A 19,234-nucleotide genomic window follows, 5' to 3' on the forward strand; every position below is an offset into this window, starting at 1 on the left:
GTGAATAGTTTTTGACAAATAAATGCTTTTTTACTTAATGAACGTGCTGAAAATCGTTCAACTGCGAATGAATAAGAAGATCTCTGGTTCAGCCGCTAGTGTAAATGTCGAAAATTAGCTGGGTTGAGTGAACAAAGAAGAAAACTTTATAGTACGGCTCGGTAGCTCAGTCGGTAGAGCAACGGACTGAAAATCCGTGTGTCGGCGGTTCGATTCCGTCCCGAGCCACTCTTTGTTAAAGTCTGCGATAAACTCGCAGGCTTTTTTTATAGTGAAATTATGCAATTCTTTCTTCTGTTACTAATCTTTTCATATAGTTAAATGAAAAGATTGGAATTCTAGTATATTCTACCATGTTTTTGGGCATGCAAAAGTCGGAAATATTAGCATTTGTACCTGGTTTTGGTAAGTATATGATAAGAATATTACATTTTCTATCCCCTGTTTTATTAATAATTTTCATATGATAGGTTTATTAAGTGAAAATATTAATAATAATGATAATAAAATAGATAAATAGATTCACAGGGGGAAAGGAAATGAAGAAAGATAGAAGAGCGGTTTTGTCAAAGGCCGCTTTTACAGGAGCGCTGGTATTAAGCTTAACGGTGGGGACAGCTTATGCAGATAAGAATTTAAATGCGGTGTATCAGGTATATGTGGATGATGAATCTATCGGAACCGTAGAAAAAAAGGAAGACATTCAGGCCTTTATCGAGGATCGTGTGCATCGAGCGGAAATCACATATAGCGAAGAAGACCTTAAACTGAACGAAGATATTACCTTTACGCGTGAGAAAAATCTTTCGTCTGAGAGCAATAAAGCGAAAGTGCTGGACCAATTAGAGGAATCGATTTCCGTTTCTGCTGAATCCGTTCAAGTAAACATAGATGATCAAACGGTCGCTCACCTTTCTGCCGAGGAGGAAATAGAGGAAGTTAAACAGCGGTTGAAAGAAAAATATGTGGAAGAGAACATTCTTACTCAATTAGAGTCCAAAGATTCGAAAGGTAAACCAATAGAGAAGGAAGAAGGTGAATCCGGCATTTTATCGGTTGAGCTCAGCCAAGAAATGAAAGGAAAGACCTTGGAGGTTCACCCTTCCCAAATATCTTCAGTCTCACAAGCCGTGCAAGAGGTGAAAAATGGAGTTGTGGTGGAAAATAGTGATGAAAGCCAGGGAGGAAATAAACCGATTGAGGGGGAAGTTTCCGAACCTCTGACCGAGGTAGTCGTAAATGAAAAAGCTGTTAAAGAACAAACCATAGAGTCTTCCCGAAAGATTGTAGAAACCAACGATCTATTAAAAGGGGTGACAGAAACAAAACAAGAAGGCAGCGATGGAAGAAAAGAAATCTATACCTTGATTACCAAAAAGAATGGAAGCGTGGAGACAAGAGAAACCTTGAAAGAAGAAGTGGTGGAAGAACCTGTCGAAGAAGTTATTCTTAAAGGAACGAAAGTCGTCCCTTCCCGTGGTACAGGTACTTTCGCCTGGCCCGCAGTTGAAGGAACGATTACGAGCCATGTGGGTGAAAGATGGGGAAGGTATCATAAAGGAATTGATATTGCAGGTGTGGAGGACCGTACGATCAAGGCTGCTGATAACGGAGAAGTCGTTACGGCTGAATATCAGAGTGGGTTTGGCAATAAAGTCGTAATTGATCATAATAACGGATATGAAACGATTTATGCTCACCTTGATTCGATTGACGTGGAGGTAGGAGAGACCGTTCGAAAAGGAAACAAATTAGGTGTTATGGGAACGACCGGCAACTCCACGGGTGTTCACTTGCATTTTGAAATTCACAAAGATGGAAAACTCGAGGATCCAGCTTCATTTTTCAAATAACGCCGTTCTATTTCCGAGATGATATTAAAGAAAAAGCTCCCGATACTGGAAGACTTGATTTCGAGATATTTGTTGAGCTTAAGGTCCTCCGGGGGACGATTCCGCTTTCCGCGGGCATGAGGTGAGCTTCCTCGGGCCTAACAGCCCTGCGGGATCTCACCGATCATGTTCATCCCGCAGGAGTCTACATCGTCCCCCTCCGGACCTTGAGATATATGGAACTCGAAATCTCTGTTCGAAACGCGCCGGTTTATGAGGGAGATAAACTTCTAACAATAAGCGTGTACGTGTAGATCATTCCCTCTATAGAAGCATTGAGGACGATCAAGTACCAACTATCACCTATAGAAGGGTCCGTTCACTCTTCAATCACAGGGTGGCGAAGGAAACGACGAGACTCCCACGGGAGAAGGAGCTAGGCGAGACCCCACAGGGAGTGAAGCGACCGAGGAGGCTTGCCAGTTCCCCCGTAGGAAAGCGAGTTGTTTCCGTAGCCAGCCCCTCTCTATATTAAGCAACGGATCCAAGATATCTCAAAACGGAGTCTTACACAATCCGGCCCTATTGTGCTGTAAGCATAAGGAAAAATCAATAAGAATTTTGAATAGAGCGTTCTAGTCAGAAGCCGCTGTGGCGTGTTGGTCACAGCGGTTTTTTGGTAGAGAAAATTATGTTTTCTGAATACATTTTTCATAACTTTTTATTAGAAAAAGACATTTTTCCATAAATAAGTTAAAATAATAGATGGTAAAGAAGTCGAGGAAAGGGATGTGACAGTGTATGGCACTGAAGATCTTAGTTGTAGACGATGAAAAGCCAATTGCAGATATATTGAAATTCAATTTAGAAAAAGAAGGATATGAGGTCGTGTGTGCCTATGATGGCGATGAAGCCATTCAAAAAGCAGACGAAGAAGACCCGGATTTAATTCTATTAGATATTATGCTTCCGAATAAAGACGGAAACGAAGTCTGCCGGGAAGTACGCAAGAATCATAATATGCCGATTATTATGCTGACAGCCAAAGACGCTGAAATAGATAAAGTCCTTGGACTTGAAATGGGTGCCGACGATTACGTAACCAAACCATTCAGTAATCGCGAACTGATTGCCAGAGTCAAAGCTAATTTGCGGCGCCAGCAGCAGGAGCCGGAAGACAGCTCCCAGCAGCCAAAAGACATAACGATCGGAAGATTATCGATTCATCCAGATGCTTATACCGTAACGCGTGACGGCTCTTACATTGAGCTGACTCACCGTGAATTTGAATTATTACATTACTTAGCCCGTCATATCGGACAGGTCATGACGCGTGAGCATTTACTGGAGACCGTCTGGGGCTACGACTATTACGGAGACGTGAGAACCGTAGACGTAACCGTGCGTCGCCTGCGCGAGAAGATCGAAGAAAATCCAAGTAATCCTGTCTGGATCGTTACCAGACGCGGAGTTGGTTATTATTTAAGAAATCCAGAGCAGGAGTAGTGTTTTCATGAAGAAAGTAGGTTTTTTTCAGTCCGTCAGACTGAAGCTGATTCTCGTTTATATTCTGCTTCTTCTATTAGGCATCCAAGTGATTGGTGCCTATTTTGTTGAGAGGCTCGAAAATAACCTGACGGAAAACTTCACAAATTCTATTGAAGGCCGCTTAAATTCACTCACGTACAGTCTCCAAAATGCGTTTGAGGCAGAACGAGGCGAGGGTGATCCCTCTTTACAGGCCGATGTAGAGGGGCTGATCAATGAATTCAATGGTTCCGATATTAAAAAATTACAAGTGATTGAAAAGTCAGGGCCGAATATTATTGCCTCGTTTGAAAGCGGCAGTGATGGGCAGGGAAACGTCGGAAAAAAAGTAACTGATTCAAGAATTACCAAAGTGTTTATTCTGGGTGATACAGATCCGCGAACCGTACAGGAGGAAGGGACAAACAACCGCTTGTATGTCGGAGAAAAACCCATTACAAACGAAGCTGGGGAAATTGTAGGGGTTCTCCATTATCAAGCTCGCATGAATAGCATCTATGAACAATTGGAGTCGATTAACAGTATATTTGCCAAAGGAACTCTTCTTGCTATAACGGTTACTGCCTTGCTTGGCATTCTGGTGGCCAGAACCATCACCAAGCCCTTAACTGAGATGAAAAAGCAGGCTCAAATTATGGCTACCGGTGATTTCTCCCAAAAGGTCGATGTAAAAGGAAATGATGAAATTGGTCAGCTCGGTCTAACGTTTAATGATCTGAACGATAAGCTGAAATTAGCCCAGGCGACAACTGAAGGAGAGCGGCGAAAATTAAGTTCCGTTTTGTCGAATATGTCGGATGGTGTTATCGCCACAGACCGTGTCGGAGCGATTATATTAATGAACGCTCCAGCCTCGAGGCTGATCGGTCAGACGTTTGAAGAAGTCCAGGGCCAGTCATTAATTGATGTACTCGATCTGAGTGATCAAATGGAGGATATCTCGGAAGTGGAAGAAGCAGGATCGATGATCATTGACCTCAGCAGTGAAGACAAACACTTATTAATTAAAGCGAATTTCTCGGCTGTTGAGGACGAGAATGAAGAAATGGACGGGTTTATTTCGGTGATTAGTGACGTTACCGAACAGGAGAAGGTAGAGCAAGAACGCCGGGAATTCGTGTCCAATGTTTCCCATGAGCTGCGTACACCGCTGACGACGATGCGGAGTTACATTGAGGCATTGAATGATGGAGCGTGGCAGGATCCGGAGATTGCTCCGAGGTTCCTTGATGTTACCCAAACTGAAACCGATCGTATGATACGCTTAGTCAATGATTTGCTGCAATTAACGAAGATGGACCATAAGGAAACCACCTTGATGAAGGATCGAGTCGAATTTGTCGGCTTCTTCAATCATATTATTGATCGATTCGAGATGAATAAAGATGAAAACATGACGTTTGAAAGAAATCTTCCTAAGAAAAACATGTATGTCTGGATGGACAAAGATAAATTAACACAAGTGTTGGATAACGTTATTTCCAACGCTGTCAAATATTCGCCTGAAGGCGGTACAATCCGCTTTGATGCGTACTCTACCAGAAAACAGCTGCGAGTGAGTGTGACCGATCAAGGTATTGGAATGCCGGCAGATACAGTCGATAAAATCTTTGATCGATTTTACCGGGTAGATAAATCACGCGCCAGAGAAATGGGCGGAACCGGTCTTGGTCTCGCTATTGCCCGGGAAATGATTGAAGCCCATCACGGCAAAATCTGGGCAGAGAGCCGAGAGGGTAAAGGAACCTCTGTACACTTTACACTTCCGTTAATGAGTCAGAAGCGGAGGGGAAATTCATGAACATAGAAACAATGAAGTCCGTAATTTTGGTGATACTAATTGCTTTAAGTCTATTGTTATCTGTCGCTTTATGGAACTATCAACCGAGCAGTGAAGTGGTGGAAGAAGGAGAAGAAGTGATCGATACCACGGAATTGGATGGAGAAGAGAACGATTTAGTAAGCCTTGTGGAGCCGGAGCAGTTCGTCTTTCACGAAATCGGAAATTCCTATGCATACAAGGATCCCCAGAAGAAATCGGATATGTACGACAGGATAAAGCAGTGGGAACTATTGAATGTGGATGACACTCCAGAGCAGCCAAATTTTGAAAGTAATCGTGTTGTGGAAGCTGTTTTCCCTGAGGAGCTTCCTTTGAAAGTCCTGGAAAATATTTTTACAGTAAACTCAGGAGAGCTTTCAGAGACCGAAGGATTTAACCGACTGTTCTTTGTACACGGTCATGATAGTAACTCCTCTTATTATGAGGTACTGGCTGTAAACACAACGGATGATGCAGCGCCCGCCAAACTTCAGGCTATCATTGATGAAGATGACGGCAGACAATTATTTGATGAACTGGATAACAAAGATGACTTAATAGAGCAGATTGCATTGGATGGTTCAATCTCTCTCTTGGAAAATTCGGAAATCGAAAACAATGTCTATCTTCCTGAAGATCGCACTACTTTTCCAGAAGAAGTATTACAGACCACCCCGATTCCGCTCGTTCCGATTCAAAACGACCTTTTCCCGGGAAATGCTGTGGTCTCATCATCCACAATCTCCGGACATCGGCGCCTGGCTACCACAGACAGAAGATTGGATATCCTGGATAATGAAACGAGACTAAGATATGAGTATATGATTCCGAACCGCGCTAACCCAAGTCCAATGTTTGAGTATGAGTTACTAACCAGGAGTTTAAGTGATGTTAATAACCATGTGGGCTGGACCAATATGTTTTATCTGGACAGCATTTCTTCGACTATGGAAGAAGCTACTTATCGGATGCACTTCAATGGGCTGCCTATTCTTTCAAGCGATTCGGATATAGAAATTATGTCTATCAAATATGAACAAGATTCTATTCAGGAATATGTCCGTCCACTCGTCACTTTTGAACGCTATCCTTATGATAATACGGCTTCGGATGAGCTTGTTTCAGGAGTAGAAGTTAGGGAGTTTCTTAATGAAACCGATCAATATGACATCGAAGAAATAGAAGGTTTGAAAATAGGCTATCAGTTAAAGGAACAACGCCCAAATCTTGCTTACTCCCTGTTTCCTAGATGGTTTATCAAAATTTCTGGCAGCTGGAGCCCTTTGGAAATGGAAGAGATGTCTCAAAATGAAGAAATATCCTAGGAAGGGGGCGGGTGATTATGCAATGGGGACAGATTAAAGTTCTATTTATTCTCAGCTTTTTAATCCTGGACCTTTTTCTACTTCAACAGTTTCTGGAAAAGCAGCAGACTTCAGAAATAGGTCCTATAGCTACGGCTAATGAGGAGGACTTTGAAACGGAGCTTGAGAATAATGAGATTACCGTTTCCTGGGATAATATCCCTTCAGAAACCCCTTCCGTCCCTCAAACGATGACATCTGGCGGGAAATTTTCAGAGGGAGTCCTTTCCCAAATTCAAGGTCTGAAAGAGGGAGACCAGCAAAATGTGGTTGTACAGGAAGATATGATTTTAAAAGGAGAACTGAATGAATCGGTGGAAATAGATGAGGAAAATATAGAGAATCAGGTGAACAATATCGTTCCTTTCAGCAATCAGTACGAGCTGTGGAATTGGAACGAAGAAGAAGGCGTATTGTTGTTTTTCCAGAAAAAGAATGATCGTACGATTTTCTTTAATACCAGAGGCTTCTTAATGCTTGAAGTTAAGGACGGAGAAATAACGAATTATGTGGCAACTCTATTGTCTTTTTCGGACACAGAGGAAGAGGACACACCTTCGACGATTCAGGATCCACAGCTGATTCAACCGCGTAAAATTATTCAGAAATTGATGGACGAAGACCAACTGACTGCTGGTGACGAGGTGACCAGCATGGAAATTGGTTACTACAATAGTATTAATCTAGTGCCGGGAGAGGAAAATGGCCCTCAAGTATTCGCTCCAACGTGGAAAGTAACGGTAAATGGAGAAGAAAACCTGTTTGTCTTTGCAATAACGGGAGCCATTATTGATAACAATGAGTCAGACTTTATTCAAAGAGTAAAGAGCTCTTTTGACTTAAATGTGGGTAATGAAGGAGAAACTTCCTTGCCTCTTATGGATAATGAAAATAGCAACGAAGAAACAAACAATGGAGTGTCTAATGAATGACTATACGTATGAGTGTACTAGCTTCAGGCAGTACAGGTAATGCTTTTTATATAGAATCTGGGGACGAAAAGATTTTAGTCGATGCAGGATTAAGCGGGAAGCGTATCGAAAGTTTATTGCAGCAAGTGAATATTGATCCAAGTGACTTGTCCAGGATTTTAGTGACGCATGAGCATAGCGACCATATCAAGGGACTTGGAATTATGGCAAGACGTTATAATCTCCCTGTCTATGCGAATGAAAAAACATGGCACGCCATGGAAGGGCATATCGGTAAATTGTCATTGGATCAGAAATTTCATTTTAATATGGAAGAAACGAAGACGTTCGGCAAGCTTGATATAGAATCATTTGCGGTCTCGCACGATGCCGCGGATCCTATGTTTTTTACCTTTCACCAGGACGGAAAAAAAGTAGCTCTCGTAACGGATTTGGGCTATGTATCTGAAAGAATTAAAAAAACGGTGGAAGATGCCGACGCTTATATTTTTGAATCCAATCATGACGTAAGTATGCTCCGCATGGGACGATATCCGTGGAATGTAAAACGGCGTATATTAGGAGATTCCGGTCACGTCTCGAATGAAGATTGCGCTCTCGCCTTAACCGATATCCTGACGGACCGCACGCAGCGCATCTATCTGGCTCACTTGAGTCTGGACAATAATATGAAGGACCTGGCACGCATGTCCGTTAGAAACATTTTAGAAGAACGGGGATTCCACATCGGCTCTCACCTTGAGCTTCATGATACGGATCCGAAGCAGGCGACTCCAATTTATGAGGTATAACAGCGTTTTATTTTTGGTAAAACAGGAAAGAATACGTGAGTAGATCATAAACGAGCGAAGAAAGGATGGGTGAAGCCGCGTGGGTTACTATGATGACCACTCCCCAGCTGCCCAGCAGAAGAACAGTCGAAGACGTTGGGTCATGCCTACCATTGTAGGCGTGATCCTTGGTGCAGTTTTAATCTTGTTAGCACTTCCAGCTCTAGTTCAAACCGAATTACTTCCTTATGAGATTACCATTCCTGAAGATGACAGCGGACTGGTCGATGATGACCAGGGTCTTACAGGAGATACGACGAAAAATGTAAAACTTGATGTGACTTCACAAATTACAGATGTTGTAGATAAAGTGACTCCTTCTGTCGTAGGCGTCGTTAATATTCAATCTCAGCAGAATTTCTGGGAACAGAATGGTTCCAGTCAGCAAAGCAACGTAGGGTCAGGCGTCATCTACAAAAATGAAGATGGAACGGCTCATGTTGTGACCAACAATCACGTAATCGAAGGGGCCAGTGAGATTGAAGTGGTTCTGGCCGATGAAACAAGAATTAAAGCTCAGCTTGTCGGGAGCGATGTATTTACAGATCTAGCGGTACTTAAAATGCCTGGGGATCAAGTGAAGCATACGATTGAACTAGGAAATTCAGAAAACCTTAAAATCGGTGAGCCCGCGATCGCCATCGGTAACCCATTAGGACTGCGTTTTTCCGGATCGGTCACGCAGGGGATTATCAGCGGCAAGCAGCGTGCCATTCCGCAGGACTTTAATGGGGATGGTTTAGAAGATTGGCAGGCAGAGGTTATTCAAACGGACGCGGCCATTAATCCAGGAAACAGCGGCGGAGCCTTAATCAATATAGAAGGACAGTTAATAGGAATCAATTCTATGAAGATTGCTCAATCGGCTGTGGAAGGGATAGGATTCGCTATTCCAATTGATACAGCTAAGCCGATTATTGATGAACTCGAACAATATGGACAAGTGAACCGTCCTTATATTGGTATTGAAGCTTATGGATTAAATGAAGTTCCTAGCTCGGAGTGGGAAGGTACGTTGAATTTACCAGAGGAAGTTGAAGGCGGACTGTATATACGAAGTATTAAACAGATGTCGCCGGCAGCTAAAGCTGGATTGCAGCCACTTGATGTGATCACTTCGCTTGATGGCAACCAAGTGAAGGACATTATTGATCTTCGGAAATACTTGTACAATGAAAAAGATGCCGGAGATGAACTGGAGATCACGTACTACCGGGATGGTGAAAAAAATACGACGACTGTAACCCTTGGTTCACAAGAATAGAACGTGAAAAAGAGGTATCCTTAAAAACTAAACCAGTTGAGGATATCTCTTTTATTGTCGAAAAACCTCATATTTTTGTCCACAGCCTGTGAATAGTGTTCTGGATAAATAGCATATATGGTGGCGAACGTAAATTCTACTACCATATACCCCTCCCAAATTGTGCATATGTGGATAGTTTTGTGGATAACCTGTTTACATCAGGGGAAAACCTGTGAATATTAGAAAATTACCAATAATTGTGCATAAGTCTGTGGACAATTGTGGGTAACTAAAATCGTTAGTGACTTTTTTCCACATGTGGATGACTTTTGACTCTTATTTTGTGAAGGGCATGTAAGGATCATGAATCCTTCGTAAAAATCGTGAAAATAAATGGAGAGTAATTTTATCCTGTTGTTGTAGTTGGACTCCTCATTTTCTAACGATTTACGAAAGTGTGGATAAATATTATTTAGGCGTTGATAGTCGAAACTTCTTCCGGTAGTAACGAGTAAATCCAAAAATCAGTGGCGTCAGGACGATCGTAGGTAAAAACCACAAGAAAATACTGATCGATGAAATGTTTAATAAGCGCGGGGCTCCAAAAACGGTGAAGGCGGTAATGGTGGCGATGGAACATCCGATTAAGTTGCCAAAGTGTTCAAAATACCAGTGCATTTTTGTTTGTGGAGGAGTCAGCCAGTATTTGAGCTGTCCATAACCTAAAAATAGTCCAATTACCGGGAAGTACTGTAATAATGGAAACTGATTTACCCATCCAATCACCATCGTAATAATCGAACTGAAAACGAGTACGAATGAGATCCCTGTGTCCAGACTTAACAAACTTCTTCTTCTGGTCCTTCGCTTGAACCTCAGCACCCGGATTCCATTCCAGGCCGTGGAGGCGCTGAGAACAGCTATAAAGAGCAGAAAGAAAGCGAAAGATTTTTCTGCTGCGTTTCGTGAAGCATCAAATCCGATCCGATAAATCCCCATATAAAAAGCAGTAGCTGCTACGTTCCCCATGGCCCACACATATATCCAGCCCACACGTCTATGAATCATTCCCCCTTTCTTCGTAACTAAAGGAATCCAAAACACGATAAGCGCCGTAAACCCCGCCAGAATATGAAGATATAATACTATTTGAAATATACTCATTCCGTAGTCCCCTCCCCTTTTACTGTTACTTTATTTATACCATAAGAAGCAGGTCAATCGTCTTAGTAATTCATCTATTTCCATCTTCCTGAATTGTTTCGTACAATAACAGAAAAGGAGGAGATAACATGATTGATTTAAGGAGTGATACCGTAACGAAGCCTACCCGCGCCATGCGTGAAGCTGCTTTTGAAGCAGAGGTAGGGGATGATGTATATGAAGAGGATCCCACTGTGAAAAAGCTTGAGAATCGAGCAGCTGAACTCACGGGGAAGGAAGCCGCACTATTTGTTACGAGCGGTACGCAGGGGAACCAAATCTCCGTGCTGACCCACTGCCAACCTGGAGATGAAGTTCTCATGGAAGCAAATGCTCATTTATTTTTATATGAAGGAGCGTCCATGTCTGCCCTGGCTGGTGTTCAGCCGAGAACGCTGCAAGGTATTAGAGGGGCGATGAACCCTCACGAAGTAAAAGCAGCGATCCGGCCTGATGATATTCATTTTCCGGAAACGGGACTAATCTGTCTGGAAAATAGTCATAACAAAGCCGGCGGAGCGATTCTTCCTTTAGAAAATATGCAGGAGATTCATCGAATTGCACAGGAATCCGGTATTCCGGTTCACCTGGACGGGGCCAGGTTGTTCAATGCTTCGGTGGCTTCGGGCGTTCCGGTGAAAACGTATGCCGAACAGACGGATACGATTCAGTTCTGTTTATCGAAAGGGCTGGGAGCTCCCGTTGGTTCCATTATTGCAGGGTCTGAGGACTTTATCCGTAAAGCCCGCAAGTGGAGAAAACGTCTCGGCGGAGGCCTGCGTCAAGTAGGGATCATTGCGGCTCCGGGTCTAGTGGCGCTGAATGACATGGTGGATCGGCTGGCGGAAGATCACGAGCATGCGAAGCAGTTAGCGGAAGGATTAGGAAATATAGAAGGGCTGGAAATTGAGAATAACGTAGATACGAATATCCTTTTAGTCAATGTGGAAGGACGGGGGAAGACCTCGCATGAATTTCTCGAGGAGCTGAAGGGTCAGGGCGTTCTTGCTGTACCGTTTGGACCTTACACGGTGAGGTTTGTGACTCATTATGATGTCTCGGGCGAAGATATCGACCTTGTCATCGAACGAGTACATCGATGCTTATAATTCATGGAAATGTACATATTGAGCGGCGTTCCATCATAAGGTGAAGTATGAGATCACCTGGAGACAGTTCATCAGTCAAAAGAGGGACTCGAAAGTTTACACTTTGGAGGTGAGTTCCATGCCGGAACTTGAGACTGGTCAAAGTACGAAAAAGAATCTGTCAGCCGCCCAGCATCACATTTTTGCTGAAATGTTTCATAAGGACCGCTTTGTGGACGGTATTCCATTGGATGAACTCAGTAAGCATGTCAGAAAGTCTAAATCCTATAAAAAAACCACTAAGCGAATGAAATGACCTCCCCTCACCCCTTTGGAGAAATCCAGAGGGGTTTTTTTGAGGAATCTATTAAGGCTGTTTGCAGTTGCAGGGGCTTGTTTCAAGGCCGAAAATCCTTACAAATGGTAAAAGAGCTCATGTTAAATCGATTGAATAGAACCTGTAATCGTTTCACTAATTGTAATAAAATGACAATTCAGGTTTATCGACAACCTAAATAATGGTATTAAAGAAGAAGAGAAGAGCTCAGAGCAGTTCTCTTCTATTTAATGAAGATGGGAAAGGGGCCAGGCTATTCGACATGCTCAGGTTTACGATGGGGAAGGTGACTCTTTGAAGAGTGCATGTATGAGGAGTGACCGAGTGGGAAGGAGGGGGACTCGTGCAAAGCGGCTTAGTTAAAACGATTATTATTGTAGTGATTATTTTGCTGATCATTGCTGCACTCCTATATGCTCTTGGAATTGCCGGTTTCGTAAGCAGGTAAGGGTCACAGGTTCCTATTTTTGTAATAAAACGAACGTTAATGTGATTTTTATTATTTTTGTTCGTTTTTTAGTTGATTGTGTGGCATGAGTCTGCTATATTATCACAGTAGCCCAATTACATAGCCCAACTCGTATATTCTCGGAAATAAGGTCCGAGCGTCTCTACCCGGTTCCCAATGAAAGAACTGGACTACGAGTTAAAGTGCACCCATATTCAGCAGGTTTCTTATGGTTTGGTTTACCACACTTTAGCCGTGGTGTGCTTTGACTTTGTAGGTCTAGAAGGTAGAGATTTCTCTGCTTTTCTAGGCCTTTTTTTATGGACTGAGTAAGAGATTTCGATGAGCGTGTGAGGGTTCAGAAAGCTATTATTATATTCGTTAAGGAGAGATTTATTTTGATGAAAAAATACGCTTCACTCGCTATTATTTCTATTCTATTCGTATCATTACTTGCGGCATGCTCATCATCCGAAGAGGCAGCGGCCGAAGATGAAGAAAGTGCGCAGCAGCCTATTATCGTTCAAGGTCCAATGCCGATTGAAGCGGAAAAATTCGCTGAACGCCTAGAAAATGTGGAAGAAGAAAAATCGGGATCGTTCGTTTTTTATAAAGGAACTGTGAATGATTATCCTGTGATTGTAGCCAAGACAGGGAAAGGGATGGAAAATACAGCAGCAGCTACGGCCATCGCGATTGAAAAGTATGATCCGGCCGCGATTATTAACCAGGGTACATCAGGCGGACACGATCCGAACCTGCATGTCTATGACATTGTGTTAGGAGAACGAACGACAAATATCGGATCACTGAAAACAGGAAGCAGAGAAGATGGAGAAGGGATCGCTCCAAAAGAATGGATTCCCATGGACCTCATGGCTTCTGAAGGAAGCGCAGGAGAAGATCCGGATGCAGAAAACATTCGGTACTTTGAAGCGGACGAAGAACTTCTTGCCGCGGCTCAGGCTGTGAAAGATGTTCACGAGAAAGGAAAAGTGGTTGAAGGTACGATTGGCTCGGCGGACGTCTGGAACAATGAAGTGGATCGTATTCAATGGTTCCATGAGAAGTACGGAACTTCTGTCGAGGAAATGGAAGGCGCGGCCGGCGCGCAGATCGCCAAGGCTTATGATGTGCCTTTCTTAGGTATCCGCATCCTTTCCAACAACAAAGTTAACGGCGGAGAGTACGATCCGAATACAGCGGAAGCGAACCAGGCTTATGTGTATGAAGTCGTAAAAGAATATATCACTACCCAAACAGGCGAATAAGATAGGAAAAGCCCCTGGTCAAGCTGCTAAACTGACCAGGGGCTTTCTTGTATTCTTCATATCTTTTAGAGAGCGGCTTGCAGCCCAGTTTTATTAATAAAGTTCCAGGGCTTATTAAAGTGCGGCTGGAAGAAGAAATCCACGTAGCCGAGTTCTTCCACCGTCATTCCGCTCTGGATGCAGACACTCATCGTATTGATCGATTGCGTAACGTCTGCTTTGGAAATCACCTGTGCACCCAGTACCCGGTGGGTGGCCGGGTCAAACGTGACTTTTAACTGTACGTGTTCAGCGGTCGGCATAAAGCCTGGGCGATGGTTATCTTGATTTTGTGTGATAATGTGAAATGATTCACATTATAAACTATGAAACTATTATATAAGCAGAACGAATAAATAGCAAGAGTTTTGTTCAGTATTTCACATAATTGGTACTTGGTATTTTTTGGCACCTCAGGTCATCCAGATTATTCCTGTTTGTGATACATTAGAGGGTAGACGATTATCTGGAGGAGGAATGGGTGTGGATGTAAAGTTTCAGACGGGTTCGAAGCGGTTTAATTACCGGGCTGCGGGCATTCTGATCGAACAGGATCATGTGTTACTACATAAGCAAGCGGGCGACCAGTACTGGGCGCTGCCAGGGGGCAGAGTCGAGCTTGGTGAACAGGCAAGAGACACGATCGTCAGGGAAATGAACGAAGAACTTGGATATGAGGTGGACGTCGCCAGTACTCCGTGGATCGCAGAGAATTTCTTTCACTATGATGGACATCACTATCATGAGCTTGGCTTTTACTTCGTTTTAAGTTCTGATCGGTCTCATTTTCAAGAAGGGCCTTTCCACGGACTGGAAGGGGAGCGGCTCATCTATCAATGGATTCCGGTTACGGAATTGCACGAGATCATCGTACAGCCTGAATTTCTGACTGCTGGCCTGCACAGGCTGCCAGAACATACGGAGCATGTGGTTGTTGCGAATTAAAACTTTTCTATTCGTGCTGCTCATCCTGGCTGTCCTCCCGGGGTGCACCTCGGAAGTGCCACTTTATGATTACGATCGAAGTTTAGTCGTTGAGAAGTCCGATAAGTTACCTGAAGATGCCCTACTCCCTAAACAGCTGCCTTTTAAAGTGACCGACATTCAAGTGAGCAATGAGATGGCTGCAGGGCAGATCACAGCGATCTCTTTCCAAAATAAACACAACAGCGTAGTAAGCCTTCTGATTAGTGAAGTTGGCTGGAATCCGGGTGTTTCTTATGAATCCGAACCGATTAAAATATCAGATGAATGGATGGGAGAATACATTTTGGAGGACGATGGACACACTATTTTATGGAAAGATGAGAATCTCTCCTACCGATTCAATTATGTATCGTTTTCCAATGAAGATGATCTTTCCAGGGAACAAGTCCTCCAGGTGATCAGGCAATTTGAACCTCTGCCCTAATCTTGTGACCGGGAGCCTTTTGTTCTAAAATGATTTCAAAGCTCGTACAATAAGGGGCAGAAAACTTCCGGAGGTGACGAAGTGAAGAAACGATTTCTCACTTGGACACTCATACTATTTGCAATTTATGGCGTCCTTATAGGTCTATACTTATTTCAATGGGCCGAGTTTGGTGTACCCGAAGCTTATCAGGGGACATCTGCTGACCCGGCCACTTTTATGACGGCAAAAGAGCTCGCGCAGAGTCAGGACTATTCCCGTTACAAAGATTTTCTCTATTTTGTCAGTCTGCCGCTTGAGTGGATCATTTATTTAGGTGTGATGATCTTTGGAATATCCACGGTTTTTAAACAGTCCAGCGAGCGAGTGTCCCGTTTTTCGATTGTACATATCCCGGTGTATGTCCTGCTTCTTTCCACATTAACCTGGATGCTTACCTTTCCGGTTGATTACATAAGCCGCAGGCTTTCGCTCAGCTATGGCATATCCACACAGACGTTTTCCGACTGGATGAAAGATGAGTTAATCAGCTTCTGGGTGGGCTATATCATTATGGCGTTGCTCATTACGGTTTTGTACACGCTGATGAGAAAGTTCGAAAAGCGCTGGTGGCTGTACGCCTCGATTTTAATGATGCCGTTTTTAGTATTCATGATGTACCTCCAGCCTGTGGTGATTGACCCGCTGTACAATGAGTTCTCCGATCTGAAAGATAAAAACTTAGAAGCAAAGATTCTGAGCCTTGCTGATGAAGCGAATGTGCCAGCTGAACGGGTCTATGAAGTTAATATGTCCGAGGAAACAAACAGCATGAACGCTTATGTGAACGGGATTGGATCCAATTTAAGAATTGTCCTCTGGGATACGACGCTTAACCGCCTGCAGGAAAAAGAGGTGCTGTTCATTATGGCGCATGAGATTGGCCATTATGTGATGCATCACCTGTATTGGAACCTGTTCGGAGCGGTCGCTGCCGCGTTCATTGGACTTTATCTGGCGTATCACCTCATGAAATATTCAGTACGTAGGTGGGGAGATAAACTAAACATTAAATCGGTTTCGGATATAGCCGGACTCCCTGTACTCTTCATCATTCTGTCATTACTTAGCTTTGCAGCCACACCTGTTGAGCTTGCGATTTCGAGAAATGCCGAGATGGATGCAGACGTGTATGCGATTGAAATGACGCAAAATCCAGAAGCGGCGGTCGGCGCATTCCAGGAACTTACGGTGAACGGACTTAGTGAAGTAAATCCTCCAGCATTAGTGAAATATCTGCGCTACGGTCATCCGACCATGATGGAGCGTATTCACCTGCTCGAACAGTACCAGCAAACCGAATAAAGAGAACAACCAAATAAACCCACCTCAGGTCAACCAGATTCTGGATGACCTGAGGTGGGTTTATTTGGATCTCCGGCATACGGGTTGACACTGTATTGTAAGCGCTTTATTATTGTATGTAACGGGTTACATGTAATCGAAATTTAATAAAATCTTTATTTTTTTTATGAATATGTAACGGGTTACACATATTTAAAAAAGAAAGCAGACGATGTATATGCCTACGATTAAAGATGTTGCCAAACTGGCTGAAGTGTCTACAGCTACCGTCTCCAGAGTGTTGAATGGGAACGGATATGTTCACAGTGAAACGAAGGAGCGAGTGGCTGAAGCCATCAAACAACTGAATTACCGGCCGAATGATGTGGCACGCATCTTATTTAAAGGACGGTCCAAAATGATTGCCCTATTCGTGCCAGACATTATGAACCCTTACTTCCCTGAATTAGCACGCGCTGTAGAAGATATGACCAACCAGCATGGCTTTACCTTTGTGCTATGTAATACAGACGATGATCTGAATAAAGAAATCACGTATTTAGAAGCGTTAAAACAGAAGTCGTTAGATGGAATTATTGTGGTTTCAAGCACAATGACTGAAGAGTATATCCAGAATATCGATGTCCCGGTCATTGCGCTAGACCGAATCCTGCATAGATCGATGGCCTCGGTTACGGTAAATAACCGGGAAGGCTCCCGGCAGGCGGTCCAATATTTAAAAGACTTAGGCTGTCAAAGAATCGCTCATATATCCGGTCCGGAGCAGGCAAGCAACGCGAATCAGCGCCTCCAGGGTTACTTAGATGTAGTCGAAAAAGAAAACTGGTTCAAGGAGTGCTACATTGAGCCGGGGGAGTATCACTTTGAAGAAGCCAAGAAGGCTACAGAAAGACTCCTCACCAGACACCCGGAAATCGATGGCCTGTTCGTGGCGAATGACCTCATGGGAGTGGGCGCAATTAAAGCGGCGGAGTCGCTGGGAATAAAAATCCCCGATCAGCTTTCTGTGATTGCTTTTGACGGAATTACCCTTGGCGAAACAACCACGCCGACGTTAACGACCATGGCTCAGCCGATTTACAAAATAGGAGCGAGAGCTGCAGAATTACTCATTCAGCAAATAGAAAAACAAGATCATGAAGCCCAATCAGAAGAATTCACAGTGGAACTCGTAGAGAGAGATTCGACGAGACGAAAGGAGGACCATCCATGACAAAGAAACCTAAGGTAACGGTGATCGGAAGCATTAATATGGACCTCACCGTTCAGACGACGATCATGCCGAAGCAGGGAGAAACGGTCCTCGGGGACAATTTCGCAACCTATCCAGGCGGAAAAGGCGCGAACCAGGCGGTGGCGGCCGCCAGGCTCGGCGCTGATGTACAGATGCTTGGAGCGGTCGGTAACGATGTGTTCGGTAAAGACCTCGTTCATCACCTGCAAAACGAAGGCATTGATACTTCAGCAATTGCCAGGTCTGAGAAGGAAGCGACGGGAACCGCGACGATTATCCTCTCGAATCAGGATAACCGCATCATTGTAGCGGCAGGCGCAAATAAGGAAGTCACGCCTTCTTATATTCAGGACCATCTGGAACGGATTCAAGAGAGCGATATCGTTCTTACTCAGCTGGAAATTCCGCTCGAAACGATCACCTATCTTTCTGAACTGAAGAAGGATCTAGACGTTCCTATGATCCTGAATCCAGCACCTTATCAGCCGCTTCCTGCATCTGTCATCGAGGCCTTTGATTATCTCACGCCGAATGAAACAGAAGCCGAGCTGTTCAAAAAAGAATTACAGGAAGACCGGTCTGAAGATAAGTGGATCACGACAAGAGGATCAGAAGGCGTCACCATTTATAAAGATGGAGAGCTCGTCACGGTTCCAAGCTATGATGTGACCGTGGAAGACACGACAGGGGCAGGCGATACCTTCAGTGGTGCCCTCGCTACGCAACTGGCGGAAGGTTACTCCATCGAGCAAGCCGTTCAAACCGCCAACGCCGCAGCCGCCCTTTCGATTATGAAAAAAGGGGCACAGAGCGGCATGCCTGATCAAGCAAGTGTAGAGCAGTTTTTAAGAGATCAGGGGGGTTCATCATTATGAAAAAGCATGGCATCTTAAACCGGGAAATCGCTTCGATTCTAGCGAGACTTGGTCACACCGATACGATTATGATAGCCGACTGCGGGCTTCCGATTCCTGAAAAAACTCGCTGTATCGATGTTTCTTTGAATCTTGGAACCCCTGATCTATTAACCGTATTGCGTGCCGTTACGGGCGATATGAAAATCGAAAAGGCTACGCTGGCGGAAGAAATTCAAACCAACAATCCAACGGTGCATCAGCAGGTATCCGATTGTTTAGCCGACATTCCGAAGCATTACACGACCCATGAAAATCTGAAAAAGCACTCCAAAAATTCAAAAGTCATTATTCGTACGGGAGAGGCTACCCCTTTCTCAAACGTTCTATTACAATCCGGAGTCATTTTTTCATAAAGCGAGGTGAATAAC

The 19,234-nt window shown here is 43.9% G+C and carries 17 protein-coding genes, 1 tRNA gene, 1 pseudogene and 1 riboswitch; of the genes and pseudogenes, 17 read left to right on the forward strand and 2 right to left on the reverse strand.

Features of this window, described 5'->3' with window-relative positions; genetic code table 11:
- Window positions 1-155 precede the first annotated feature (155 nt).
- From ACTWP7_RS10700 to ACTWP7_RS10735, 8 genes are all read left to right on the forward strand, one after another.
- Window positions 156-228: transfer RNA gene (locus ACTWP7_RS10700), tRNA-Phe, on the forward strand.
- 311 nt (window positions 229-539) lie between these two features.
- Window positions 540-1,853 carry a peptidoglycan DD-metalloendopeptidase family protein gene (locus ACTWP7_RS10705; RefSeq protein WP_443123161.1) on the forward strand — a complete coding sequence of 438 codons (1,314 nt, stop codon included), beginning with the start codon at window positions 540-542 and terminating at the stop codon, window positions 1,851-1,853.
- A 780-nt stretch (window positions 1,854-2,633) separates the two neighbouring features.
- The gene (gene yycF / locus ACTWP7_RS10710; RefSeq protein ID WP_443123162.1) at window positions 2,634-3,338 is read left to right on the forward strand and encodes a response regulator YycF; all 705 of its coding nucleotides are present in this window, start codon (window positions 2,634-2,636) and stop codon (window positions 3,336-3,338) included.
- A gap of 7 nt (window positions 3,339-3,345) precedes the next feature.
- A complete protein-coding gene (gene walK, locus ACTWP7_RS10715; RefSeq protein ID WP_443123163.1) occupies window positions 3,346-5,181 on the forward strand; it encodes a cell wall metabolism sensor histidine kinase WalK in 1,836 nt (611 codons plus the stop codon).
- Window positions 5,178-6,527 (forward strand): YycH family regulatory protein, encoded by a 1,350-nt coding sequence (locus ACTWP7_RS10720; RefSeq protein WP_443123164.1) that lies wholly within the window; start codon window positions 5,178-5,180, stop codon window positions 6,525-6,527. The genes walK and ACTWP7_RS10720 overlap by 4 nt, the downstream gene beginning before the upstream one ends.
- Before the next feature lie 17 nt (window positions 6,528-6,544).
- A complete protein-coding gene (locus ACTWP7_RS10725; RefSeq protein WP_443123165.1) occupies window positions 6,545-7,498 on the forward strand; it encodes a two-component system regulatory protein YycI in 954 nt (317 codons plus the stop codon).
- Window positions 7,495-8,289: an MBL fold metallo-hydrolase gene (locus ACTWP7_RS10730; RefSeq protein WP_443123166.1), complete on the forward strand. Its 795-nt coding sequence runs from the start codon at window positions 7,495-7,497 to the stop codon at window positions 8,287-8,289. Before ACTWP7_RS10725 ends, ACTWP7_RS10730 begins: the two co-directional genes overlap by 4 nt.
- Window positions 8,290-8,368: 79 nt before the next feature.
- Window positions 8,369-9,592, forward strand: coding sequence for a S1C family serine protease (locus ACTWP7_RS10735; RefSeq protein ID WP_443123167.1), 1,224 nt, complete (start codon window positions 8,369-8,371; stop codon window positions 9,590-9,592).
- Window positions 9,593-10,042: 450 nt separating this feature from the next.
- Here ACTWP7_RS10735 and ACTWP7_RS10740 read toward each other — a convergent pair whose 3' ends face one another.
- On the reverse strand, window positions 10,043-10,738 hold the full coding sequence (locus tag ACTWP7_RS10740) for a DUF2306 domain-containing protein (RefSeq protein WP_443123168.1): 696 nt from the start codon (window positions 10,736-10,738) through the stop codon (window positions 10,043-10,045).
- Window positions 10,739-10,866: 128 nt separating this feature from the next.
- Here ACTWP7_RS10740 and ltaE point away from each other — a divergent pair, with 128 nt between their 5' ends.
- The 3 genes from ltaE to ACTWP7_RS10755 all read left to right on the forward strand — a co-directional run bounded on the left by ltaE (window position 10,867) and on the right by ACTWP7_RS10755 (window position 13,921).
- The gene (ltaE, locus tag ACTWP7_RS10745) at window positions 10,867-11,886 is read left to right on the forward strand and encodes a low-specificity L-threonine aldolase (RefSeq protein ID WP_443123169.1); all 1,020 of its coding nucleotides are present in this window, start codon (window positions 10,867-10,869) and stop codon (window positions 11,884-11,886) included.
- 118 nt (window positions 11,887-12,004) lie between these two features.
- Window positions 12,005-12,181: a hypothetical protein gene (locus tag ACTWP7_RS10750; protein WP_158512396.1), complete on the forward strand. Its 177-nt coding sequence runs from the start codon at window positions 12,005-12,007 to the stop codon at window positions 12,179-12,181.
- A gap of 579 nt (window positions 12,182-12,760) precedes the next feature.
- A riboswitch (purine riboswitch) is annotated at window positions 12,761-12,864 on the forward strand.
- Window positions 12,865-13,051: 187 nt separating this feature from the next.
- Window positions 13,052-13,921: a 5'-methylthioadenosine/S-adenosylhomocysteine nucleosidase gene (locus ACTWP7_RS10755; protein ID WP_443123272.1), complete on the forward strand. Its 870-nt coding sequence runs from the start codon at window positions 13,052-13,054 to the stop codon at window positions 13,919-13,921.
- Between the two features lie 65 nt (window positions 13,922-13,986).
- On the opposite strand, the pseudogene ACTWP7_RS10760 reads toward ACTWP7_RS10755, so the two are convergent.
- Window positions 13,987-14,244 (reverse strand): annotated as a pseudogene (locus tag ACTWP7_RS10760) (NADH oxidase); the annotation flags it as partial.
- Window positions 14,245-14,437: 193 nt separating this feature from the next.
- Here ACTWP7_RS10760 and ACTWP7_RS10765 point away from each other — a divergent pair.
- The 6 genes from ACTWP7_RS10765 to rbsD all read left to right on the forward strand — a co-directional run bounded on the left by ACTWP7_RS10765 (window position 14,438) and on the right by rbsD (window position 19,219).
- Complete coding sequence (locus ACTWP7_RS10765) at window positions 14,438-14,905, forward strand: NUDIX hydrolase (RefSeq protein WP_443123170.1); 468 nt, start codon at window positions 14,438-14,440, stop codon at window positions 14,903-14,905.
- The gene (locus ACTWP7_RS10770) at window positions 14,892-15,371 is read left to right on the forward strand and encodes a hypothetical protein (RefSeq protein ID WP_443123171.1); all 480 of its coding nucleotides are present in this window, start codon (window positions 14,892-14,894) and stop codon (window positions 15,369-15,371) included. Before ACTWP7_RS10765 ends, ACTWP7_RS10770 begins: the two co-directional genes overlap by 14 nt.
- A gap of 81 nt (window positions 15,372-15,452) precedes the next feature.
- Window positions 15,453-16,715 carry a M48 family metallopeptidase gene (locus ACTWP7_RS10775; RefSeq protein ID WP_443123172.1) on the forward strand — a complete coding sequence of 421 codons (1,263 nt, stop codon included), beginning with the start codon at window positions 15,453-15,455 and terminating at the stop codon, window positions 16,713-16,715.
- A gap of 217 nt (window positions 16,716-16,932) precedes the next feature.
- On the forward strand, window positions 16,933-17,928 hold the full coding sequence (locus ACTWP7_RS10780; protein ID WP_443123173.1) for a LacI family DNA-binding transcriptional regulator: 996 nt from the start codon (window positions 16,933-16,935) through the stop codon (window positions 17,926-17,928).
- The gene (rbsK, locus tag ACTWP7_RS10785) at window positions 17,925-18,824 is read left to right on the forward strand and encodes a ribokinase (RefSeq protein ID WP_443123174.1); all 900 of its coding nucleotides are present in this window, start codon (window positions 17,925-17,927) and stop codon (window positions 18,822-18,824) included. Before ACTWP7_RS10780 ends, rbsK begins: the two co-directional genes overlap by 4 nt.
- Window positions 18,821-19,219 carry a D-ribose pyranase gene (rbsD, locus tag ACTWP7_RS10790; RefSeq protein WP_443123175.1) on the forward strand — a complete coding sequence of 133 codons (399 nt, stop codon included), beginning with the start codon at window positions 18,821-18,823 and terminating at the stop codon, window positions 19,217-19,219. Before rbsK ends, rbsD begins: the two co-directional genes overlap by 4 nt.
- Window positions 19,220-19,234: the final 15 nt, after the last annotated feature.

The organism is Halobacillus sp. B29 (assembly GCF_052246755.1).
Taxonomy (GTDB): Bacteria; Bacillota; Bacilli; order Bacillales; family Halobacillaceae; genus Halobacillus; species Halobacillus halophilus.

Coding starts and splice junctions, on each gene's coding strand:
- ACTWP7_RS10705 (WP_443123161.1), top strand. CDS start 540: ATGAAGAAAGATAGAAGAGCGGTTTTGTCAAAGGCCGCTTTTACAGGA.
- yycF (WP_443123162.1), top strand. CDS start 2,634: ATGGCACTGAAGATCTTAGTTGTAGACGATGAAAAGCCAATTGCAGAT.
- walK (WP_443123163.1), top strand. CDS start 3,346: ATGAAGAAAGTAGGTTTTTTTCAGTCCGTCAGACTGAAGCTGATTCTC.
- ACTWP7_RS10720 (WP_443123164.1), top strand. CDS start 5,178: ATGAACATAGAAACAATGAAGTCCGTAATTTTGGTGATACTAATTGCT.
- ACTWP7_RS10725 (WP_443123165.1), top strand. CDS start 6,545: ATGCAATGGGGACAGATTAAAGTTCTATTTATTCTCAGCTTTTTAATC.
- ACTWP7_RS10730 (WP_443123166.1), top strand. CDS start 7,495: ATGACTATACGTATGAGTGTACTAGCTTCAGGCAGTACAGGTAATGCT.
- ACTWP7_RS10740 (WP_443123168.1), bottom strand. CDS start 10,738: ATGAGTATATTTCAAATAGTATTATATCTTCATATTCTGGCGGGGTTT.
- ltaE (WP_443123169.1), top strand. CDS start 10,867: ATGATTGATTTAAGGAGTGATACCGTAACGAAGCCTACCCGCGCCATG.
- ACTWP7_RS10750 (WP_158512396.1), top strand. CDS start 12,005: ATGCCGGAACTTGAGACTGGTCAAAGTACGAAAAAGAATCTGTCAGCC.
- ACTWP7_RS10755 (WP_443123272.1), top strand. CDS start 13,052: ATGAAAAAATACGCTTCACTCGCTATTATTTCTATTCTATTCGTATCA.
- ACTWP7_RS10765 (WP_443123170.1), top strand. CDS start 14,438: ATGGGTGTGGATGTAAAGTTTCAGACGGGTTCGAAGCGGTTTAATTAC.
- ACTWP7_RS10780 (WP_443123173.1), top strand. CDS start 16,933: ATGCCTACGATTAAAGATGTTGCCAAACTGGCTGAAGTGTCTACAGCT.
- rbsK (WP_443123174.1), top strand. CDS start 17,925: ATGACAAAGAAACCTAAGGTAACGGTGATCGGAAGCATTAATATGGAC.
- rbsD (WP_443123175.1), top strand. CDS start 18,821: ATGAAAAAGCATGGCATCTTAAACCGGGAAATCGCTTCGATTCTAGCG.